At 60.0% G+C, this 20,311-nt stretch carries 17 protein-coding genes; 7 read left to right on the plus strand and 10 right to left on the minus strand.

Annotation, left to right across the window (positions count from 1 at the left end):
* The first annotated feature begins 93 nt into the window (after positions 1–93).
* A complete protein-coding gene (locus AC2CGI_RS02675; RefSeq protein WP_015378517.1) occupies positions 94–1,572 on the plus strand; it encodes an amino acid permease in 1,479 nt (492 codons plus the stop codon).
* A gap of 45 nt (positions 1,573–1,617) precedes the next feature.
* Here AC2CGI_RS02675 and AC2CGI_RS02680 read toward each other — a convergent pair whose 3' ends face one another.
* Positions 1,618–2,718 (minus strand): GGDEF domain-containing protein, encoded by a 1,101-nt coding sequence (locus tag AC2CGI_RS02680; RefSeq protein WP_015378516.1) that lies wholly within the window; start codon positions 2,716–2,718, stop codon positions 1,618–1,620.
* A 364-nt stretch (positions 2,719–3,082) separates the two neighbouring features.
* Between AC2CGI_RS02680 and AC2CGI_RS02685 the strand changes: the two genes are divergently transcribed.
* Together AC2CGI_RS02685 and AC2CGI_RS02690 are read left to right on the plus strand one after the other, a co-directional pair.
* Positions 3,083–4,165 carry a FecCD family ABC transporter permease gene (locus AC2CGI_RS02685; RefSeq protein ID WP_031300718.1) on the plus strand — a complete coding sequence of 361 codons (1,083 nt, stop codon included), beginning with the start codon at positions 3,083–3,085 and terminating at the stop codon, positions 4,163–4,165.
* Positions 4,162–4,950: an ABC transporter ATP-binding protein gene (locus AC2CGI_RS02690; RefSeq protein ID WP_015378515.1), complete on the plus strand. Its 789-nt coding sequence runs from the start codon at positions 4,162–4,164 to the stop codon at positions 4,948–4,950. Before AC2CGI_RS02685 ends, AC2CGI_RS02690 begins: the two co-directional genes overlap by 4 nt.
* 33 nt (positions 4,951–4,983) lie before the next feature.
* Here the strand turns inward: AC2CGI_RS02690 and AC2CGI_RS02695 are convergent, their stop codons facing one another.
* The 5 genes from AC2CGI_RS02695 to puuR form a co-directional block, all read right to left on the minus strand.
* Positions 4,984–5,931 carry a siderophore ABC transporter substrate-binding protein gene (locus AC2CGI_RS02695; RefSeq protein ID WP_076740602.1) on the minus strand — a complete coding sequence of 316 codons (948 nt, stop codon included), beginning with the start codon at positions 5,929–5,931 and terminating at the stop codon, positions 4,984–4,986.
* A 55-nt stretch (positions 5,932–5,986) separates the two neighbouring features.
* Positions 5,987–7,975, minus strand: a complete 1,989-nt coding sequence (locus tag AC2CGI_RS02700) for a ligand-gated channel protein (RefSeq protein WP_004935657.1) — start codon at positions 7,973–7,975, stop codon at positions 5,987–5,989.
* A 244-nt stretch (positions 7,976–8,219) separates the two neighbouring features.
* Complete coding sequence (locus tag AC2CGI_RS02705) at positions 8,220–9,215, minus strand: ABC transporter permease (RefSeq protein WP_076740603.1); 996 nt, start codon at positions 9,213–9,215, stop codon at positions 8,220–8,222.
* Entirely contained in the window at positions 9,212–10,723 is a 1,512-nt protein-coding gene (locus AC2CGI_RS02710; RefSeq protein ID WP_004935652.1) for a sugar ABC transporter ATP-binding protein, read from the minus strand. The genes AC2CGI_RS02705 and AC2CGI_RS02710 overlap by 4 nt, the downstream gene beginning before the upstream one ends.
* A 157-nt stretch (positions 10,724–10,880) precedes the next feature.
* Complete coding sequence (puuR, locus tag AC2CGI_RS02715; protein WP_004935648.1) at positions 10,881–11,438, minus strand: HTH-type transcriptional regulator PuuR; 558 nt, start codon at positions 11,436–11,438, stop codon at positions 10,881–10,883.
* Between the two features lie 395 nt (positions 11,439–11,833).
* Here puuR and AC2CGI_RS02720 point away from each other — a divergent pair, with 395 nt between their 5' ends.
* Positions 11,834–13,252, plus strand: coding sequence for a glutamine synthetase family protein (locus AC2CGI_RS02720; RefSeq protein ID WP_031300715.1), 1,419 nt, complete (start codon positions 11,834–11,836; stop codon positions 13,250–13,252).
* A 535-nt stretch (positions 13,253–13,787) separates the two neighbouring features.
* Entirely contained in the window at positions 13,788–15,155 is a 1,368-nt protein-coding gene (locus tag AC2CGI_RS02725; RefSeq protein WP_004935642.1) for an APC family permease, read from the plus strand.
* 71 nt (positions 15,156–15,226) lie between these two features.
* Here the strand turns inward: AC2CGI_RS02725 and sbcB are convergent, their stop codons facing one another.
* The 3 genes from sbcB to AC2CGI_RS02740 form a co-directional block, all read right to left on the minus strand.
* Entirely contained in the window at positions 15,227–16,654 is a 1,428-nt protein-coding gene (sbcB, locus tag AC2CGI_RS02730) for an exodeoxyribonuclease I (protein ID WP_484593931.1), read from the minus strand.
* 90 nt (positions 16,655–16,744) lie between these two features.
* Positions 16,745–16,933: a DNA polymerase III subunit theta gene (locus AC2CGI_RS02735; protein WP_004935635.1), complete on the minus strand. Its 189-nt coding sequence runs from the start codon at positions 16,931–16,933 to the stop codon at positions 16,745–16,747.
* A gap of 54 nt (positions 16,934–16,987) precedes the next feature.
* Complete coding sequence (locus tag AC2CGI_RS02740) at positions 16,988–17,194, minus strand: hypothetical protein (protein ID WP_076740640.1); 207 nt, start codon at positions 17,192–17,194, stop codon at positions 16,988–16,990.
* Positions 17,195–17,452: 258 nt separating this feature from the next.
* On the opposite strand from AC2CGI_RS02740, the gene AC2CGI_RS02745 reads away from it, so the two are divergent.
* Positions 17,453–18,562: an SDR family oxidoreductase gene (locus AC2CGI_RS02745; protein ID WP_004935629.1), complete on the plus strand. Its 1,110-nt coding sequence runs from the start codon at positions 17,453–17,455 to the stop codon at positions 18,560–18,562.
* A gap of 36 nt (positions 18,563–18,598) precedes the next feature.
* Here the strand turns inward: AC2CGI_RS02745 and AC2CGI_RS02750 are convergent, their stop codons facing one another.
* The gene (locus AC2CGI_RS02750) at positions 18,599–19,345 is read right to left on the minus strand and encodes a S24 family peptidase (RefSeq protein WP_004935623.1); all 747 of its coding nucleotides are present in this window, start codon (positions 19,343–19,345) and stop codon (positions 18,599–18,601) included.
* Between the two features lie 176 nt (positions 19,346–19,521).
* Between AC2CGI_RS02750 and AC2CGI_RS02755 the strand changes: the two genes are divergently transcribed.
* Positions 19,522–20,289, plus strand: a complete 768-nt coding sequence (locus AC2CGI_RS02755; RefSeq protein ID WP_021505907.1) for an N-acetylmuramoyl-L-alanine amidase — start codon at positions 19,522–19,524, stop codon at positions 20,287–20,289.
* The last annotated feature ends 22 nt before the right edge of the window (positions 20,290–20,311 follow it).

A 20,311-nucleotide genomic window follows, 5' to 3' on the forward strand; every position in this document is an offset into this window, starting at 1 on the left:
GCTATCTTATATCGGTGCAATGTTGCTAGTTCACCGGCGGGTATTTGTTACAATCCGCCCTCATTTTTCGAAGAGCAGATAGATAGGGAACGAATGGCTCAGCAGGATATAAAAACATCGGGGCAGCAAGCACCCGGATTGCGCCGCGAGCTGAAAGCCCGGCATTTGACCATGATCGCCATCGGCGGCTCCATCGGCACCGGCCTGTTCGTCGCCTCGGGCGCCACGGTTTCTCAGGCAGGTCCCGGCGGGGCGCTGCTGTCTTACGCTCTGATCGGTTTGATGGTGTACTTCCTGATGACCAGTCTGGGCGAACTGGCGGCCTTTATGCCGGTCTCCGGTTCATTCTCCACCTACGGCGCCAAATACGTGGAAGAAGGCTTCGGTTTCGCACTGGGCTGGAACTACTGGTACAACTGGGCGGTGACCATCGCCGTTGACCTGGTGGCTTCGCAATTGGTGATGAGCTACTGGTTCCCGGACACGCCCGGCTGGATCTGGAGCGCGCTGTTCCTCGGCCTGATGTTCCTGCTGAACTACATTTCGGTGAAAGGGTTCGGCGAGGCGGAATACTGGTTCGCGCTGATCAAGGTCAGCACCGTGATTATTTTCATCGCCGTCGGCGTGCTGATGATTGTCGGCATTCTGAAAGGCGGCGAGCATGCCGGCTGGCAGAACTGGACCATTGGAGATGCGCCGTTCGCCGGCGGCTTCTCGGCGATGATCGGCGTGGCCATGATCGTCGGCTTCTCGTTCCAGGGCACTGAACTTATCGGCATCGCGGCCGGCGAATCGGAAAACCCGGGTAAAAATATTCCGCGCGCGGTGCGTCAGGTGTTCTGGCGTATCCTGCTGTTCTATATCTTCGCCATCCTGATCATCAGCCTGATCATTCCGTATACCGATCCGAGCCTGCTGCGCAATGACGTGAAAGACATCAGCGTCAGCCCGTTCACCCTGGTGTTCCAGCATGCCGGCCTGCTGTCGGCGGCGGCGGTGATGAACGCGGTGATCCTGACGGCGGTGTTGTCCGCCGGTAACTCGGGCATGTACGCATCGACCCGCATGTTGTACACCCTGGCATCGGAAGGCAAAGCGCCGCGCATCTTCGCCAAGCTGTCGAAAGGCGGCGTGCCGCGCAACGCGCTGTACGCGACCTGCGTGGTGGCCGGGTTGTGCTTCCTGACCTCGATGTTCGGCAACCAGTCGGTTTACCTGTGGCTGCTGAATACCTCGGGCATGACCGGCTTCATCGCCTGGTTGGGCATCGCCATCAGCCACTACCGTTTCCGTCGCGGTTACATGCTGCAGGGACACGATCTCAACGACTTGCCGTACCGTTCCGGGTTCTTCCCGCTGGGGCCGATCTTCGCCTTCGTGTTGTGTCTGATCATTACCCTGGGGCAGAACTACCAGGCCTTCCTGCAAGACAAGATTGACTGGTACGGCGTGACCGCGACCTACATCGGCATTCCGCTGTTCCTGCTGATCTGGTTCGGTTACAAGCTGTCGCAAGGCACCCGTGTCGTGAAGTACAGCGAAATGGAATTTCCGAAGATGGACGTGAAGTAATTTTCGGTGAGTGATACGCGGCGGGGGTTCCCGCCGCGTTTGGCTTTACTTTTTCCCGCCTTTGGCTTCCGCCAGCGCCTGCTGCGCCGAACTCATCAAATCTTCCACCGTCGCATAATGCTGCGTCAGCGCCACAATGCCGGCGTTGAGCTGCATGTTCACCTCGCCGAATGCGCCAAAATCGTAAGGCGCCTCCAGCGGTGGCACGATGCGCGCCAGGAACTCGCTTTCCGCGCCGTAGGGCAGATCGTGCACCAGAATCAAAAACAGGCCGCCGGTATAGCGGCAGACGTAGTCGCTCGGGCGGATCAGCGTCTTGAGACGCTCGCCGACGGTGCGCAGTACGTCGTCGCCGATCTGGACGCCGTGGCTTTGGTAGAGCGCCGCCAGCGGACCGAACTCAAGAATGAACAGGTGGGAGATCGGCTGCGCCGTTGCGGGGCGGCAGATGCTGCGCATCACCACCTCGCCGCCTGCGCGGTTGAGAAAGCCGGTCAGGCGATCGCGGTGCGATGCCTGCTGCTTCTCCCAGGCCAGCGTGACGTGCTGCACCAACTGGCGGTGGTAGCGCGCGATCATGCCATGGGCCAGCACCAGCCACAGCGGCGCGAGATCCGCCATGACAAACAGATTTTGCACGCGCGACAGCGGCGCCGCCAGCAGGTAGGGCAGCGTCAGCGCGATCACCTCAAGCAGCGCGAAGCGCGGCGCGGCGGCATGGCGCTGCATCAACCAGCAGGCCAGGGCGGTGATGGTCAGGCCGGCGAACAGGATCAGCACGAAGCGGCCCGACAGCATCGCCAGCGCGGCGCTGGCGCCAACCAGCAGCGCCCACAACAACACCGTCACCAGCATGGCGTTCGGCCAGGCGGGTTGGCGCCTTTGCGCCAACCTGGCACGCCCGGCGGTCAACAGCAGCAACAGCAGCAGCAGGCCGATACCGACCAGCGGTTGGTTCAGCCAGGCGTACCCCACCAACAGCGCGGCCGGCCCCACGGCATTCAGCCAGGGGGTGAGAGGAGAGGGCGTCAGCGTGAGACGCAGCTGGCGTTGAAACGGTTCGTCATCGGCGTGCAGCGGGCTGTGCAACAGCCAGTTCAGCAGCGCCGGGCGTTTGGGCGTTACCGCCGGAGATGGACTTCTCATTACAGCCTCGTCAATAAGGCCGCTCTTGCGGCGGCCTGAAAGTTTTTTGCACGCGCGGTGCTGTGGTTTTGGATTCTATGTGGTTTTGCCGCTATTTGTCAGAGTCTGGTCGGATCAGGAATAATTTTCAGAATAATTAACCTACTGGCCGTTGGCGGGGGAAAGCGTGGTGGTTTGAAAAATGGCGAGAAAAAACAAATTATTACATTTCGACAACGCTGTTTTCACCTATTGATATGATTGATAAGTATTATCGTTTGCTTTATTGTGGGCGGCTGCGCGCAGGCGGTCGCCGCGCGCTTTCCGGTTTACGGCGGACGCCTTCGCGCCGCTGTCATGATGGTTGTAACAGGTATCTTAACGAATGAGCGTATCCACCGATCCCATGACTGACGCCAAGGGGCAACCCAACGCCGGCGTGATGGGGCGTTATCAGCATATTCTTCGCCATCGCCTGTTGATGATGGGCGTGTTGGCACTGGCGATCCTGGGTTCGCTGCTGCTGGATTTCACCATGGGGCCATCCGGCCTGTCGCTGTCGTCTTTGTGGCAAACGCTGCTTGACCCCGCCGCGGCCGATGCCGGCACGCGGGTGATCGTCTGGGACATCCGCTTGCCCTATGCGCTGATGGCGGTGGTGGTGGGCTTTGCGCTCGGTCTGGCCGGGGCGGAAATGCAGACCATCCTGAATAACCCGCTGGCCAGCCCCTTCACCCTCGGCGTATCATCCGCCGCGGCCTTTGGCGCCGCGCTGGCGATCGTGCTCGGCATCGGCATTCCGGGTATTCCCGATCAGTGGTTCATCTCCGCCAACGCCTTTATCTTTGCGCTGTTCGCCGCGCTGATGCTCGACGGCATCACGCGCTGGACGCGGGTCGCCACCTCCGGCGTGGTGCTGTTCGGCATCGCGCTGGTGTTTACCTTCAACGCGCTGGTCTCGATGATGCAATTCATCGCCAGCGAGGACACGCTGCAGGGGCTGGTGTTCTGGACCATGGGCAGCCTGGCGCGCGCCTCGTGGGACAAGCTGGGTATTCTGTTCGGGGTATTCGCCGTGCTGCTGCCGCTGTCGATGATGAGCTCGTGGAAACTGACCGCGCTGCGTCTGGGGGAAGACCGGGCGGTGAGTTTCGGCATCGACGTGCGCCGTCTGCGGCTGACCACGCTGCTGCGCATCAGCATTCTCTCGGCGCTGGCGGTGGCCTTCGTCGGGCCGATCGGCTTTATCGGCCTGGTGGCGCCGCACATCGCCCGCATGATCTTCGGCGAAGATCACCGTTTCTACCTGCCGGCCAGTGCGCTGATTGGCGCGCTGGTGTTGTCGATGGCCTCGGTGGCGTCGAAAAATCTGGTGCCCGGCGTGATCATTCCGGTGGGCATCGTCACCTCGCTGGTCGGGGTGCCGTTCTTCCTGAGCATTATTCTGCGCCATCGGGGGAACGTATGAATCAGGGCTTGCGCATAGAAAACTTCTCGGCGGGCTATCCGAAGCGTCAGGTGATCGACAATCTCTCGGTGCCGATGCTGCCGCGCGGGCAAATCACCGTGCTGCTGGGGCCGAACGGCAGCGGCAAATCGACGCTGCTGCGCTCGCTGGCCGGGCTGAACCCGGCGCAGGGCAAGCTGTGGCTGGACGACGGCGATCTGATGCAGATGCCGTTCGCCCGTCGGGCGGAGAAAGTGGTGTACCTGCCGCAGTCGCTGCCCGCCGGGGTGCATCTGCACGTGCTGGAGTCGATCATCGTGGCGCAGCGCGCCTCGGGCGGCCGCAGCAACGCCGGCAGCGAAGCGGAAGTGATGGCTTTGCTGGAACAGCTGGGCATCGCCCACCTGGCGCTGAGCTACCTCGATCAGCTGTCCGGCGGCCAGAAACAGCTGGTGGGGTTGGCGCAGTCGCTGATCCGTCAGCCGTCGCTGCTGCTGCTGGATGAGCCGCTGAGCGCGCTCGATCTCAACTATCAGTTCCACGTGATGGATTTGGTGCGCCGTGAAACCCGCAAGCGCAATATCGTGACGGTGGTAGTGGTGCATGACATCAACATCGCGCTGCGTCACGGCGACCACGTGCTGATGCTGCAGGATGGCGATCTGATCGCCGACGGCGCGCCGGATCAGGTGATTACGCCGCAGAGCCTGGCGCGGGTCTACGGCGTGCGCGGGCGCATCGAGCGCTGTTCGCAGGGCACGCCGCAGGTGCTGATAGACGGCCTGGTAAACCAGCCGACGATTTAATCCAGGAAAAAGCCCGGCATCGCCGGGCTTTTTTTATCGCGCAGCGTGGGTTAGCGCCTCGCTCACGCGTTCGACGACGTGCTGAGCGGTGACGATGCCGCCGGACAGATAAACCTCGGCCGCCGGCAGGTAGACCACCTGGCCTTTCTTCACCGCCGCGGTTTTCTTCAGCGCGGTGGTGGTAAGGATTTTCTGCGGCGCCACCGCGTTCGGCCGCCCGGTCGCGGCGTCTCTGTCGATGACGAACAGCCAGTCCGGGTTCAGTTTGGCCACCTGCTCAGGCGTCAGCTTATTGCCGCGCACGTCTTTTTCATCGGACTGCAGTGCGGGCGCGAAGCCGAGGGCGTCATAGACGAAGCTGAAACGGCTCTTGGGGGCGTAAGCGCTGATCTTGCCGCCGGAGAACAGCACCACCAGCCCGCGTCCGGCCTGGGCGGCCTGTGGTTTGACCGCCGCGATCTGCGCATCCAGCTTATCGACCGCCGCCTGCGCCTGTTGCTGCTTATCGAACAGCTCACCCAGCTGCAGCGTGCGCTGTTTCAGGCTGCCCAACTGATCCTGCTGATCGACGGACATATTCAGCGTCGGCGCCAGCGTGTTCAGCTCGTCATAGGCTTTGGACGCCCGGCCGGCGATCAGGATCAGATCCGGTTTGGCGGCGCGCAGCACGGCCATATCCGGCTCGAACAGGGTGCCGGCATTGAGGTATTTGTCGTCCTGATAGCGTTTCAGGCTATCCGGCAAGTTTTTGCGATTGCCGGGCAGCGCCAGCGGTTCGACGCCCAGCAGCTGCAGCGTTTCCAGCGAGGCGTAATCCAGCACCACGATGCGCTGCGGGTGTTTCTTCACCTCGGTGCTGCCGTTCAGGTGCTGGACGTTGACGGTGGTCGAGGCCGCCGGCGCGTCGGTTTTGCTGTGGCAACCCGCCAGCGCCATCGCGGCCAGCAGGGCGATCATCAGGGGGGAGCGGCGTAATCTCATGGAGCTTCCTCTCGGTGATGGAATGAAAAGGGCGCGCAGCGCGCGCCCGGGGGCATCAGAAGTTGTAGGTCATGCCGACGGTGTAACGGCGGCCGTCCAGCGTGGTGTTGTAGTGATCGTAATCCACGGTCTTGTCGAGGATGTTGTAGACCCCGCCGGTCAGCTGCAGGTTTTTCGCCGCCTGGTAGCTCAGGCCCGCATCGACGAAGGTGTAGGACGGCGTGCTCTTGGCCATCGAGGTACGGCTCAGATACTCAGACGTTTTGCTGCGGAAATTAACGCGCGACCACAGGCTGAGGTCCTGCGTGGCGCGCCAATCCAGCACGGTGTTAACCATGTGCTTCGGCATCTGGTTGAGCGCCTTGCCCTGGAACTCGCCGCTCTTCTGCTCGGAAGAGGTGTAGGTGTAGTTGGTGTTCCACTTCCAGTCTTTGTTGATCTGCCAGCCGAAGGTGGCTTCTACGCCGCGCATATTGGCTTTGTCGACGTTGACGCGATCGCTGATAAAGTCGTAGACGTCATTGCCGATCTTACAGTCCGGCGTGTCTTCGCAGCGGCGCACTTCGGTGATCTTGTTCTTGAAGTCGGTGTTGAAGACGGTCACCCCGGCGTTGACGCCTTTCAGGCTATCCCACATCAGGCCGATCTCTTCGCTCAGGCTCTTCTCCGGCTGCAGATCCGGGTTGCCGACGATGATGCCTTTACGCACGCCGCCGCCGGTGACCTGGCCCCAGTTGGCGGAGGATTGGCGCAGATCCGGCGATTTGTAGCCGGCGGAAACGCCGCCTTTCAGCGTCCACTGTTCGGTCAGGTGCCAGACCCCGTACATGCGCGGCGTCCAGTGGCTGCCGAAGTTTTCGTCCTGATCCATGCGGATGCCGGTCGTCAGACTGAAGTCGTTGGTCAATGCCCACTCATCTTCGGCGAACAGCGCCCAGCTCCAGCGCGTCAGCTTGCTGAGACCTTGTGCCGATTCAAGCTGGTTGCCGCTGTCGCTCAGTTTTTCATAGCGATACTGACCGCCGAGGTTCAGCATGTGTGAACCCAGCTCGAACTGGTTCTGGGTGTTGAAGATGGTGTTGTACATCTTCATTTTGCGGCCCGGGTTGTTGGTCTCTTCCCGCTGAACGTAGCTGGTGGAGTTGCCGAAGTCGTAATAGCCGTTGTGGGTCAGCGCGTAGTTGGTACGCGTATACAGGCTTTCGCTGCGCGATGTCGGCGTGCATTTGCCTTTGCTGCAGCGTTCCGCTACCACCGATTTGCCCGGCGTGCTGTTGCGATCCTGCAGCGAGCGGCCGATTTCAAAGTCGAATTCGTTTTTCTCGTCCGGGGTCAGGGTGAACACCGCGGTGCCGCTGCGCATGCGCTGCTCGTTGTAACCGTTGGTGATTTTATCTTCCGCGCGGCGCGACAGCAGGCCGTTGACCCGCAGGCCGAGCAGGCCTTCAACCAGCGGGCCGGAGGCGTAGGCGTTGGTCTGGAACAGATCGCCGGAATCGCGGTTTTCCTGAAGGGTGGCGTCGCCGTGCAGCGAGCCTTTCCACTCGGTGCGCGAGGTTTTGCGGGTGATGACGTTGATCACGCCGCCCATGGCGTCGGAACCGTACAGCGAAGACATCGGCCCGCGCACCACTTCGATGCGCTCAATGGCTTCCATCGGCGGCAGCCAGCCCTGTTCGATGCCGGCGTTATCGCTGTTCGGCCGGGTGCCGCGGGTGTCGACGCGCTTGCCGTCCACCAGGATCAGCGTGTACTTGGAAGACATGCCGCGAATGCTGATGTCGCTGCTGCTGGCGCCGCCGGTGACCACTACGCCCGGTACGTCTTTCAGTGCATCGGTCACGTCGCGATAGGCTTTATCTTCGATCTGCTGGCGCGGGATCACCGAGATGGAGGCGGCGGAGTCCTGAATTTTTTGCTGGAAGCCGGAGGCGGTGACGACCATGGTGTCTTGGGTGTCGTCCTGCGGCGCGGCCAGTGCGGCGGTGGCGCTGAGTGAGGCGATCACCAGAGCGGCGAGCTTGCTGTAACGTGGCGTTTCCATGAGGTAAACCTTTCCTGGATTGAAGTGAAAGTAATTAACCAATTGAATTTCTAATGAAATAATTCATCGTTCGCTGAGAAATCCGTCGCTTCGTCAGCGTTGCGTGAGGCCATTGTAAGGATTTTTTACTGAATGTAAACGCTAATGATAATTCATATCATTTGTATGCTTGTTATTCTGGCGGGAAAGAGTAACCGGATGAATTAAAGGGAAAAGCGGCGCAGCAGACGTGCGCCGGAGAGGATCAGCGTTTCTGGATATAGGTGATGGCCAGCGCCAGCGCCAGCACCAGGCCTTTGATAATGTCCATGGCGTAGTAGGGCACCGACAGCATCACCAGGCCGTTTTGCAGCACGCCGAGGATCACCGCGCCGATCAGGGTGCCGAGCGCATTGGGTTTGCCGGCGCCGGCCAGCGAGAAGCCGATATAGGCCGCCGCCACCGCGTCCATCAGATAGCCGCCGCCGGCATTGACCTGCGAAGAGCCAATACGTGACGCCAGCAAGATGCCGCCAAGCGCCGCCAGCCAAGAGGAAATGACGTAAGCTGCAACCCTGTAACGCACGGTTCGGATGCCCGACAGACGCGCAGCCTCGGGGTTGCCGCCGATGGCGTACATGCGGCGGCCGTGCTTGGTCAACGACAGGAACAGCTGCACCGCCACGGTGACCGCCAGCATGATCAGCACGATCACCGGCACCTGACCGAGAGCGGCAAACATTTCCGGGATCGGGCCTTCCGCCATGTCGCCGTTCGGCAGCACCATGTTTTGGGTGATGGAGCCGCCGTAGCTGTAAGTCATCGCCACGCCCTGGATCACGAACAGGCTGGCCAGTGTCGCCAGCATATCGGGGATTTTGAGCACCACGATCAGCAGGGCGTTGAACAGGCCGACCAGCGTGCACAGCAACAGCGTCACCACGATGGCGCCGGCGGTGCCGAAACCGTGCCAGACGAACAGCGAAATCACCAGCGCGTTGGCCAGCGAGGCGGTCGAGCCGACCGACAGATCGAAACCGCCGACCGACAGCGAGATGGAGACGCCGATGGCGATCACCGTCACGATGGCGATCGAACGCAGGATATTGATGATGTTGTTGGCATCGAGAAAGTTGTCCGACGCCAGGCCAAACAGGGCGATCAGCGCCGCGACGGTCAGCAGCATGCCCCACTTGTAGAGGAAATCAAACAGCTGTTGGCGCCAGGGCAGCGCAGGCCGCAAGGCAAATTCTTTACTCACGCAGGGGTTCCTCCGGTGGAATAGAGCAATAAGGTTTCTTCGTCGATGTCGGCGGCGTTCAATTCCGCCACGATGCGGCCGTCCCACAGCACGCAGATGCGATCGCACAGGCCAATCAGCTCGGCGAACTCGCCGGAGGCGTAAATCACGCCTTTGCCGGCGCGGGCCAGGCCGTCGATCAGGCTGAACAGCTCCTGTTTGGCCTTGATGTCCACGCCCTTGGTCGGCTCATCGAAGATCAGCACCTCGGCGTCGCCACGCAGCCACTTGCCGATCGCCACTTTTTGTTGATTGCCGCCTGACAGGCGCGCCAGCCGCTGTTGCGGGCCGGAGGCGCGAATATTCAGACGCTGCATGATCTCGCGCGCCCAGCGCAGCTCTTGCCGCCGGCTGAACAGGCTCCAGCGCGAGAAGCTGTCGTCGGCGCTGACGCTCAGGTTCATCGGGATCGCCTCGTCGATGAAAATGCCTTCTTTGCGGCGTTCTTCCGGCACCAGCGCCAATCCTTGTTCGACCGACAGGTGCGGCGCGCGTGGCACCCAGGGCTGCCCGCGCAGTTCGCCGCGCTCGAGCTGCACGGCGCTGGCGCCGAACAATGCCTTGCACAGTTCGGTTTTGCCCGCCCCGGCCAGCCCGGCGATGCCGAGGATCTCGCCTTCATGCAACCGCAGCGAAACGTCGCGCAGCTTATGGCGATCGTGCAAGCCCTGCACCTGCAGCAGCGTTCGCTCAGGGTGTGGCGGGCGCGGCGGCGGGAAAATGTCGTCCAGCCGATGGCCGAGCATCTTCTCGACGATCTGTTCGCCGCTCAGCCCGCGCATGGCGTCTTCGCTGACGCGCCGGCCGTCGCGCAGCACCGTCAGCCGATCGCAAATGTCGCTCAGTTCATGGATGCGGTGGGAAATAAACACGATGCCGATGCCTTCGGATTGCAGGCGGCGCACCACGTTAAACAGGCGCTCGCTCTCGGCGCGATCGAGCGGCGCGGTCGGTTCATCGAGCACCAGAAAACGGCAGCGGTGCGACAGCGCGCGCGCCAGCAGCACCTGCTGTTTTTCCGCCAGCGTGCAGTCCGCCAGGCGTCTGCGCGGGTTGAGCGGCAGCGCCCATTGCTGCAGCAGCTGCGCGGCGCGGCGGTGCAGCTCCGCCCAGTTCAGCCAGTGGCCCGGCTCGTTCAGCCAGTCCAGCATGATGTTTTCCGCTACCGACAGCGTGGGGATCAGCGCGACGTCGACCTCTTGCTGCACCACGTGAATACCGTGACGGCGCGCCTGCAACGGGGAGTGGATCGCCACCGGCTGGCCGTCGATCAGGATCTCGCCGCGATAATGATCGTGGGCGCCGGAGAGGATCGCCATCAGCGTCGACTTGCCCGCGCCGTTGGCGCCGACCAGCGCATGGATTGATCCGCCCTGCAGCGTGAAGTCCACGTCCTGTAGCGCGTTGAAGCCGGCGAAGGCGATCGAGATATTGCGCATCTCGAGGCGTGAAGGCGTTGCGGTTGACATAGGGTGTTAAGGCCGTTTAGATGTTTAGATGGCTGTTTTGCTCTGTTGTAACATAGATTGCGCCGTTGGCAACCAACAAAATGGCATAACGGCGATGAAAAAATCGTGGGTGGGCAGGGGCGCAACCCGCGTCAGGCTGCGCCGGTGCGAGAAGCGGTCAGAAGGTGGTAGGGGTGTGTGCGCTGACGATGCGGCAAACGCGAGCCGAGGTATTGCTGAAGCTGTGCGGAATGCCGGTGTTGATGGCGTAACTCTGACCGGCGCTCAGGCAATAGCTCTGGCCGTTGATGGTCAGCACGATCTCGCCCTCCAGCAGGGTGCCGATCTCTTCGCCCTGATGCTTGATCTTTTCGCCGGTGGTGGTGCCGGGCTGGTAGGTTTCCAGCATCATCGCCAGGTTGCGCGTCGGGCTGCCGTTGTGCACCAGCTTCATCGACACCCCCTGGCTGCCGATCTCAATCAGATCCTCGGCGTCGATCACCACGCGCGGCTCGTCGACGGCCTCCGGTTCGGCAAAGAATTCCGACAGCGACAGGCCATACACCTTCAGCAGCTTTTGCAGCGTGCTGATGGCCGGGCTGACCTTGTCCTGTTCGATGGTGCTGATCGCACTGTGGGTTAACCCGGACAGTTCGGCGACCCGGCGCTGCGACAAACCCAATTGCTGACGGATCTGTGACAGGCGTTTGCCCGGTGCCAAGCTGGCTTCGCTCATAGCGGTACTTCCTTCTGGTAGGGGCGACAGGCAGACATGAATATCGTTATCGGGCGCCTGTCTGGGCGATAACGATGCTGCATGATATCGATAGTTAGGGCAGGTTTGGAAAATATATTGCCCATGTTCACTCTCGGTGCGTTGGACGAAATAGTTGACGTAAAAATGGCAGCAAGGCCTTTTCGGTCAATATTTTATCAATTTAGCAGCCGGTGGTGAATAATCAAACAGGATTGTAACATTTGCAAACCCATTCTGTTAATACTATGTTTCATATTGTGGATGTTATTTTGAGCGCCCGGCAGCGGCGCGACTTGGCGAGAAATCCAATCATGTGTTGAATCGAACGGCGGACGGGCGCTAACGCGCCTTAAGAGCATAATGGCGGGTGACGTATGCAAACCAATAGCGCAGCAGTTGAACATTTTGCACAGCATCATGAAGAGAGGCGAAGTAGCGCGTTCCAAAATGAGGTTGCTCATTATTTGGAACGCCATCCCGCCACGCAGTATGTCGATATCCTTCTTACCGATCTCAATGGTTCCTTCCGCGGCAAACGTATACCCGTCTCAGGGTTGAAAAAACTGGAAAAAGGCAGCTACTTCCCCGCGTCGGTGTTCGCCATGGACATCCTCGGTAACGTGGTGGAGGAGACCGGTCTTGGGCAGGAGCTCGGCGAGCCGGATCGCATTTGCCTGCCGGTGCCCGGTTCGCTGACGCCGTCGGCCGCCGATCCGGAGCATATCGGCCAGGTGTTGCTGACCATGCTGGATGAAGATGGCACTCCCTTTGACGTTGAACCCCGTAATGTGCTGAACCGCGTGTGGCAGGCGCTGCGACAGCGCGGCTTGTTCCCGGTGGCAGCGGTAGAGCTGGAGTTCTATCTCATCGACAGGCAGCGCGACGCAGAAGGCGATTTGCAGCCGCCGTGTGCGCCCGGCACTCAGGAGCGCAATACCCAAAGCCAGGTGTACTCCGTCGATAACCTGAACCATTTCGCCGAGGTGCTGAACGATATCGACGCGTTGGCGAAGCTGCAGGGGCTGCCGGCGGACGGCGCGGTGGCGGAGGCGTCGCCGGGGCAGTTCGAGGTCAACCTGCGCCATTCCGACGACATCTTGCTGGCCTGCGACCACGCGCTGGCGCTGAAACGGTTGGTGCGGCTGGTGGCCGAGAACCACGGTATGCACGCCACCTTTATGGCCAAACCCTATGAGGATTACGCCGGCAGCGGCATGCATGTGCATGTCAGCATGCAGGACGGGGCGGGCAACAACCTGTTTGCCGACGGCGAAGGCGAGGATTCACCGTTGCTGAAACAGGCGCTGGCCGGGATGATCACCCTGATGCCGGCGTCGATGGCGCTGCTGGCGCCGAACGTCAATGCCTATCGGCGTTTCCAACCGGGGATGTATGTGCCGATCCAGGCCGCCTGGGGCCACAACAATCGCACCGTGGCGCTGCGCATTCCCTGCGGCGAACCGGAGAATCATCGGGTGGAGTACCGCGTGGCCGGCGCCGACGCCAACCCCTATCTGGTGATGGCGGCGATCCTGGCCGGCATGTTGTACGGGTTGGACAACGCGCTGCCGTTGCCTGAGCCGGTGACCGGCAACGGGCTGGAGCAGGAGGGGCTGCCGCTGCCGATCCGCCAGAGCGATGCGCTGTACGAGTTTGAACATCAGCATGCGTTGACCCACTATCTGGGCGAGCGTTTCACCCAGGTTTATCACGCCTGCAAGACGGACGAATTGCTGCAGTTTGAACGGCGGGTGACGGAAACCGAGATCGACTGGATGTTGAAAAATGCCTGAATGGGCGTATAAAGTAAGAAGTATGTGCGGGCGACCGGCCTGCCGGTAGCGGATTAATTCGCCTGCCGGGCTGGTTTTCCGTTCGATCGACAAAAAGAATTTGTATTTGAGGGCTTCCGGATCTTGTCATCCGGAGGCATTCTGGTGCAAAATATCTCAAATGCAGATAGCCGACGTTTTGAAAGCGTCGGTTATTTTTTTTGCATTAAGTTTTACCAACGTAGCGTTTCATACACCAAGCGAGGCCGGACACCGATCCGGATAGATAAATAGTTTCGTGCACGATCAAACAAAACTTTATGGTCGTGACTCATGAGGATTAGAAAGATGGGGCAATTTTTCACTTTAGCGCCGGTGCCCGCCGGTTTCCGCTGTGGCCGCAGCGACTATGGAGCAGCCGAGGTTACCTCGACCCGTTATCCAGCTTACAATCCCCTTCTTTTAGAATTAAGTCGCTCGTTGCGAAGTTTCCCCGCAACCTTAAGTCTTGGCGTGTCCGCCATCCGCAAGGCTCAAGGTAAGGGGGGGCTGAACAATGTCCGATAACACCCTTAACGCCGCTCCGGCTCAGCGCACTCAGCTGCGTAAAACCCTGACATTAGTTCCGGTAGTGATGATGGGTCTGGCTTATCTGCAGCCAATGACCATCTTCGATACCTTCGGCATCGTATCCGGCCTGACCGATGGTCACGTCGCGACCGCGTACGCCTTCGCTCTGCTGGCGATCCTGTTTACCGCCCTGAGCTACGGCAAGCTGGTGAAGAAGTTCCCTTCCGCCGGTTCCGCCTACACTTACGCCCAGAAAGCCATCAGCCCGCACGTCGGCTTTATGGTGGGTTGGTCATCGCTGCTGGACTACCTGTTCATGCCGATGATCAACATTTTGCTGGCCAAGATTTACCTGGAAGCGATCTTCCCGGGCGTCCCGTCCTGGATCTTCGTGGCGGTGCTGGTCGGGTTGATGACGATTTTCAACCTGCGCGGCATCAAGCTGGTGGCCAACCTGAACTCCATCATCGTGGTGGTGCAGGTGGCGATCATGATCGTGTTCCTGGGTCTGGTGATCAACGGCGTTTACCACGGCGAAGGCGCCGGTACGCTGGTCAGCAGCCGCCCGTTCTGGTCCGATAACGCTCACGTGGTGCCGATGATTACCGGCGCGACCATCCTGTGCTTCTCGTTCCTGGGCTTCGACGGCATCAGCTCGCTGTCCGAAGAAACCAAAGACGCAGAGAAAGTGATCCCGAAAGCCATTTTCCTGACGGCGCTAATCGGCGGCATCATCTTTATCGTGGTGTCTTACTTCGTGCAGCTGTACTTCCCGGACATCTCGCGCTTCAAGGATCCTGACGCGTCGCAGCCTGAAATCATGCTGTACGTGGCGGGCAAGTTCTTCCAGTCGGTGATCCTGGTGTTCTCCTGCGTGACGGTATTGGCGTCAGGCATGGCGGCGCACGCGGGCGTTTCGCGTCTGATGTACGTGATGGGCCGCGACGGCGTGTTCCCGACTCGCTTCTTCGGCTATGTGCATCCGAAGTGGCGTACCCCGGCGCTGAACGTGCTGCTGGTTGGCGCCATCGCGCTGTCCGCGGTGTCGTTTGACCTGGTGACCGCGACCGCGCTGATCAACTTCGGTGCGCTGGTGGCCTTCACCTTCGTCAACCTGTCGGTGATCTCGCAGTTCTATATTCGCGACAAGATGAACCGCACCGTGAAGGACACGTTCAACTACCTGATCCTGCCGGTGATGGGCGCACTGACCGTCGGCGCGCTGTGGATCAACCTGGAAGCCAGCTCGATGACGCTGGGCCTGGTTTGGGCGGCCATCGGTCTGATCTACCTGGCCTTCGTTACCCGCAGCTTCCGTCTGCCGGTGCCGCAAGCGAGCGAAGACGCCGCCTAAGCGCGAGCCGTCTCCTCAGCCACAAAAAAGGCCGCTTTCGCGGCCTTTTCCTTTTCTGCTTGCTGCGGGTTTTATCCCACCAACTCTTTGCCGTAATCGAACAGCGCTTTCAGCAGGGCGGTTTTCTCTTTGTCGCCTTCGTGCAGGTTATACAGCGATTCGAGCTGCAGCAGGTAACTCTGCACGCGCTCCGCGCTCAACGTTTCCTGGCGGTGTTGCAGCCAGCGGCGCTGCTCGGCGTCGTCCAGCGTATTCGGATAGTTGCGCGCGCGGAAGCGGAACAGCAGCTCTTTCATGCGGCCGTCGCTGAAGGCCAGATCCAGCGCCGGCAGGTTCTGCGGCTTGGTCTGCTGGATAATCCTCATCGCCGCCTTGTCGGCGTCGCTGAAGAAACCGTCGTACAAGCGGGCGTCGACGTCCTCGGAACCTTTGAACGGCTCGGCTTCGGCGAACAGCGCCACCACTTTCTCGCGCACTTCCGGGTGCTGTTTCAGCAGCTGCAGATTTTGCAGGCTGGCCCGGCGATCGATGCCCAGCCGCTCGGCGTTCTCCGGCAGCAGGGTTTTGGCCGGCGCCAGCACCGGGCATTTGTTGATGTGCACCAGCTTGATCGGCACCGGCGCCTGATCCGGCGCCAGATCGTCGCGGCGGGTGTAGAGCCGTTCACGCAGCTGCTCAGCGCTCAGCGTCAGCAGCGGCGTCATGTCGCCGGCGAGATCGCACATGATCACCGCGTTTTTGTTGTCCGGGTGCCAGGCCAGCGGCGACACCCAGCTGGTGTTGCCGCGCGCCGCGCCGAACATGCCGGAGACGTGCACCAGCGGCGTCATTTCGGCGACGTCGATCAGGGCGTTCAGTTTGTGCTTGTTGCGGTGCTGCAGCAGGAAATCGAACAGCCGCGGCTGCGCCTGCTTAACCAGCTTGGCCATGGCGATGGTGGCGTATACGTCTGACATCGCGTCGTGAGCCTGCGTGTGTTCGACGCCGTTGGCGCGCGTGAGGTGTTCGAGGCGGAAGCTGGGGAAACCGTCTTCGTTTTCCGGCCAGACGATGCCGTCCGGGCGCAGGGCGTAGCAGGCGCGCATCACATCCAGCAGATCCCAACGCGAGTTGCCGTTTTGCCAGCTGTAGGCGTAGGGATCGTAGAAGTTGCGATAGAAGATATTGCGGCTCACTTCGTCATCGAAGCGGATGTTGTTGTAACCGAGAATGCAGGTGCCGGCCACGCTGAAGGCCTGATGGATTTGGCGGGTGAACTCGGCCTCGTTAACGCCTTTGGCGCGCGCCACCTGCGGCGTGATGCCGGTGATCATCACCGCCTCGGGTTCCGGCAAGTAGTCGTCGGCCGGGGCGCAGTAGATGACCAGCGGCTCTTCGATAATGTTGAAATCCATATCGGTGCGCACGCCGGCGAACTGCGCCGGGCGGTCCAGCGACGGGCTCTTGCCGAAGGTCTCGTAATCGTGAATATAAAATGTGGCCGTTGCCTTGCTGCTCAAAATCGCGTCTCTTCAGTGGCGGATACAATATGCCTCTATTGTAACGGCGTGGGGAGCGATGCCAAGCGGCGGTTAGCGAAATGCGCGCAATTACGCACGGCGATAGTAATCCAGCCGCTGATGAAAGTAGGGGAGCAGGTGATCGGGGATCTGTTGTTCCGTTTCCGTCTGGGTCGAGGCGATGCCGTAGCGCTCGTTGTAGATCACGCTGATGGCCAGCAAATCGGTTTCTATTTTCTCGCGTTGCGCCTGCGGTAAGCTATCCAGCTTTCGAGCCATCGTTATCTCCCTGTTAATCTTAGGGTATAATAGGATCGTTAGCTGGTCTTGTCCCTACCCATTCCGGGGGGCGGCGGAGGCCTGAACGCTTTGCTGCGGGCAGGGGGGCAGACTGTGGCGGGCGGCGAACTCGCTCTGCGCCTGGTGCGCATTGAGGCGATCTGTCCGATTATACAGCGAACAGGCGCCGCTTATCACTGCCGCCCAAAACAGGGTGCACAGCAGCAAAACCCCCAACCAGATTTTTTGGTTATAGGTCATAAGTCCTCCACGGACGAGAAGAGAAATAACATTGACCGTTAAATTTAATCAGGCACTACATCAATGGTATTTAAACGGCGGAGATTAATCATGGAGTCTACGCGGTTCTTTTGTTACTAAACCCATGATGGATGTTTCAAAAGATTCCTTAAGATAATATTAAGAAAAGTGTTTAAGGGCGCCGTAATTCTATTTAATATTTGTTTAAATATCCGCGGATACAATCAACCACATTCAATGCCAATGTGGGTGACAATGATGAAAACGCTACTGTTGACCGGCGCTACCGGCTTTCTTGGTGGTGCGGTTCTCGAAAAATTATTGATTGAAAATCAGTCTGTTAATTATCTTTTGCTGGTGCGTGCAGACGATGCGCAGCAAGGGCTGGCCCGTATTCGCGCGAATATGGAAAAGTTTAATATCGATGCGAATCTGCTGTCTAAAATTACGATTGAAAATATATTATTGGGCGACCTTTCCGAACCGGCCGACTTTTTAACTGACGCGCGTATTAACAATGTTACGCACGTTATTAACTGCGCGGCCGTTGCTTCATTTGGTAATAACCCGCTCATTTGGAAGGTAAACGTAGAAGGCACTCTGGCCTTTGCCGAAAGAATGGCGCAGGTGCCGGGATTAAAACGTTTCCTGCACGTCGGCACCGCCATGTCCTGTTCGCCGGAGCCGGGTTCGCTGGTGGCGGAGAGCGGCGAGTTTGAGGAAGACGCCGAACACCTGGTGGAATATACCCGTTCCAAATCCACCATCGAACAGCTGATGCGCCAGCGCTGCCCGCAAATGCCGTTGACCATCGCTCGTCCGTCGATCGTGGTGGGGCACACCCGCCTGGGCTGCCAGCCTTCCAGCAGCATTTTCTGGGTGTTTGGCATGGCGCTGATGCTGCGCAAGTTCATGTGCTCGCTGCAGGACAATATCGACGTGATCCCGGCGGACTACTGCGCGGATGCGCTGGTGATGCTGATGAACAGCGAAACGCTGGAGAACGACGTTTATCACATCTCTGCCGGTGAGGAGAGCAGCGTCAGCTTTGCCGAAATTGACAACGCCATGGCGGCGGCCCTGGAAAAAGCGCCGGTGGGCGATGAGTATGCGCAGGTGACCTATGACGCGCTGGTGAAAATGCGCCGCCAGCTGAAAGACATTTTCGGCCCGTGCAACGAGCGGCTGATGCTGAAGGCGATGCGCCTGTACGGATCGTTCGCCATGCTCAACGTGCGTTTCAGCAACGAGAAGATCCTCAAGCTGGGCATGCCGAAACCGCCGCGTTTCACCGACTACATCGCCGGCTGCGTGCAGTCGACGCGCGGGCTGTCTATCCAGCAGCAGATGGTGGTGGACTTCAAATAACCGCCGGGCGCAACGGGCGCCCGAGGTTACCGTCCGTTACCAGGACGAAGACGACCAGAAGACGCGGCCGAGCACCACCAGTTGCTCCTTGCGCTGCTGATAGCTGAGATGCTCGTCCTGGTACTCTTCCCGGTTGAGGGAGCGGATGACGACGCCGCCGTCCGGCTGTTCGATCAGCACCTTCACCCGCAGCAAATTGCCGTGGCGGATGGCGTAGGTCTTGCCCTCGCGGATGCGCGTGTCGTCGGTATTGATGCCGACCACGTCGCCGTCCTGCAGACGCGGTTCCATGCTGGAGCCGGAGATGCGGATAATGCGCGCGGCGTTGACCGCCACCCCCATCTTGTGCAGATAGTAACGGCGGAAGATCAGCGAAAACTCCTCGCGATCGACGATTTCGTAGCAGCCGTCGCCGGCGGAAAAATCGATATCCAGCAGCGGGATCTCCACAAACTCTTCCTTGTCTTGTTCGGTATCTTCCCATACCACCGGTTTCAAACGGGCGGGCTGGAAGTCCGACTCCGCCGCCACGTTGTCAAACGGGCGCACCAGCTGCTTTTCATGAAACACGTCGAACCAGCCCTTGGGCAAATTCAGCCTGGCCTCGATCCGCCTGGCCAGATTGTCGCCAAGATTGCGGGAGGATTTCTCCCCGATGATTTGGCTCAGCGTCGGCGCGGAAGACTCAACCAGCGTGGCGAACTCATTCTGGTTGACGCCTTGCCGGGCGTAGCGGGCCATTAATTCGCGCAGATTGTTGCGCCTGATTTCTTTAGTTTCCATCGTGCAATGATCGCACTCTTTAGCAAAAAGGTAAATAACGGTTTTGCTAAAAAACGCTTGCGCATGATTTAGCAATTAGCTAAAACAAAAAGGGTGAGCCAAGGGTTCACCTGTGCGGAGCGGCCTGTCATGATGAGAGGCCGCTCAGTGAAATCAAACGAGAGAGGGACTTTACGATGTACAAGATTGATTACAATAGCTACCGATCGGTCGCCAGCTTCGGCCACCGCGTGCGCTTTCTGGTGCTGCACTACACGGCGCAAAACTTCGCCGACTCGGTGACGTCGTTGACCGGAAAATCGGTCAGCGCGCACTATCTGGTGCCGGATCCGACCGATGCCACCTATCAGGCCGCCGGCTTCAGCGGCGTGCGCATTTTCAACCTGGTGGACGAGAACGAGCGCGCCTGGCATGCCGGCACCAGCCAGTGGGGCACCCGCAGCAATATCAACGACACCTCGATCGGCATCGAGATCGTCAACCTGGCGAGCGGCGACGGTGGAAACATCACCTTCCCGCCGTTCAATCCGCAGCAGATCGAGGCGGTCACCCAGCTGGCGCAGAACATCCTGCAGCGTTATCCGGACATCTCGCCGGTGAACGTGGTGGCGCACTCCGACATCGCGCCGGGCCGCAAGAGCGATCCGGGCCCGCAGTTCCCGTGGCAGCAGCTGTATCAGGCCGGCGTCGGCGCCTGGTATGACGAAGCGACCAAGCAGCAGCGCCAGCAGGAATACTGCAGCCAGGGTCTGCCGGCGCAGGCTGAGCTGCTGAAACTGTTCGCCCAATACGGCTACGACACCTCGGCGGCGAACACCGCAGAAGGCTATCGCCAGCTGGTGCGCGCGTTCCAGCTGCACTTCCGTCCGCAGAAGTATGACGGCGTGATGGATGTTGAAACCGCCGCCGTTCTGCGCGCGCTGGTCGACAAATACGCCGCCTGAGCCTGAGTGCGAATGAGGGACG

The sequence above is a fragment of the Serratia sp. LSHTC3 genome, from assembly GCF_057197125.1.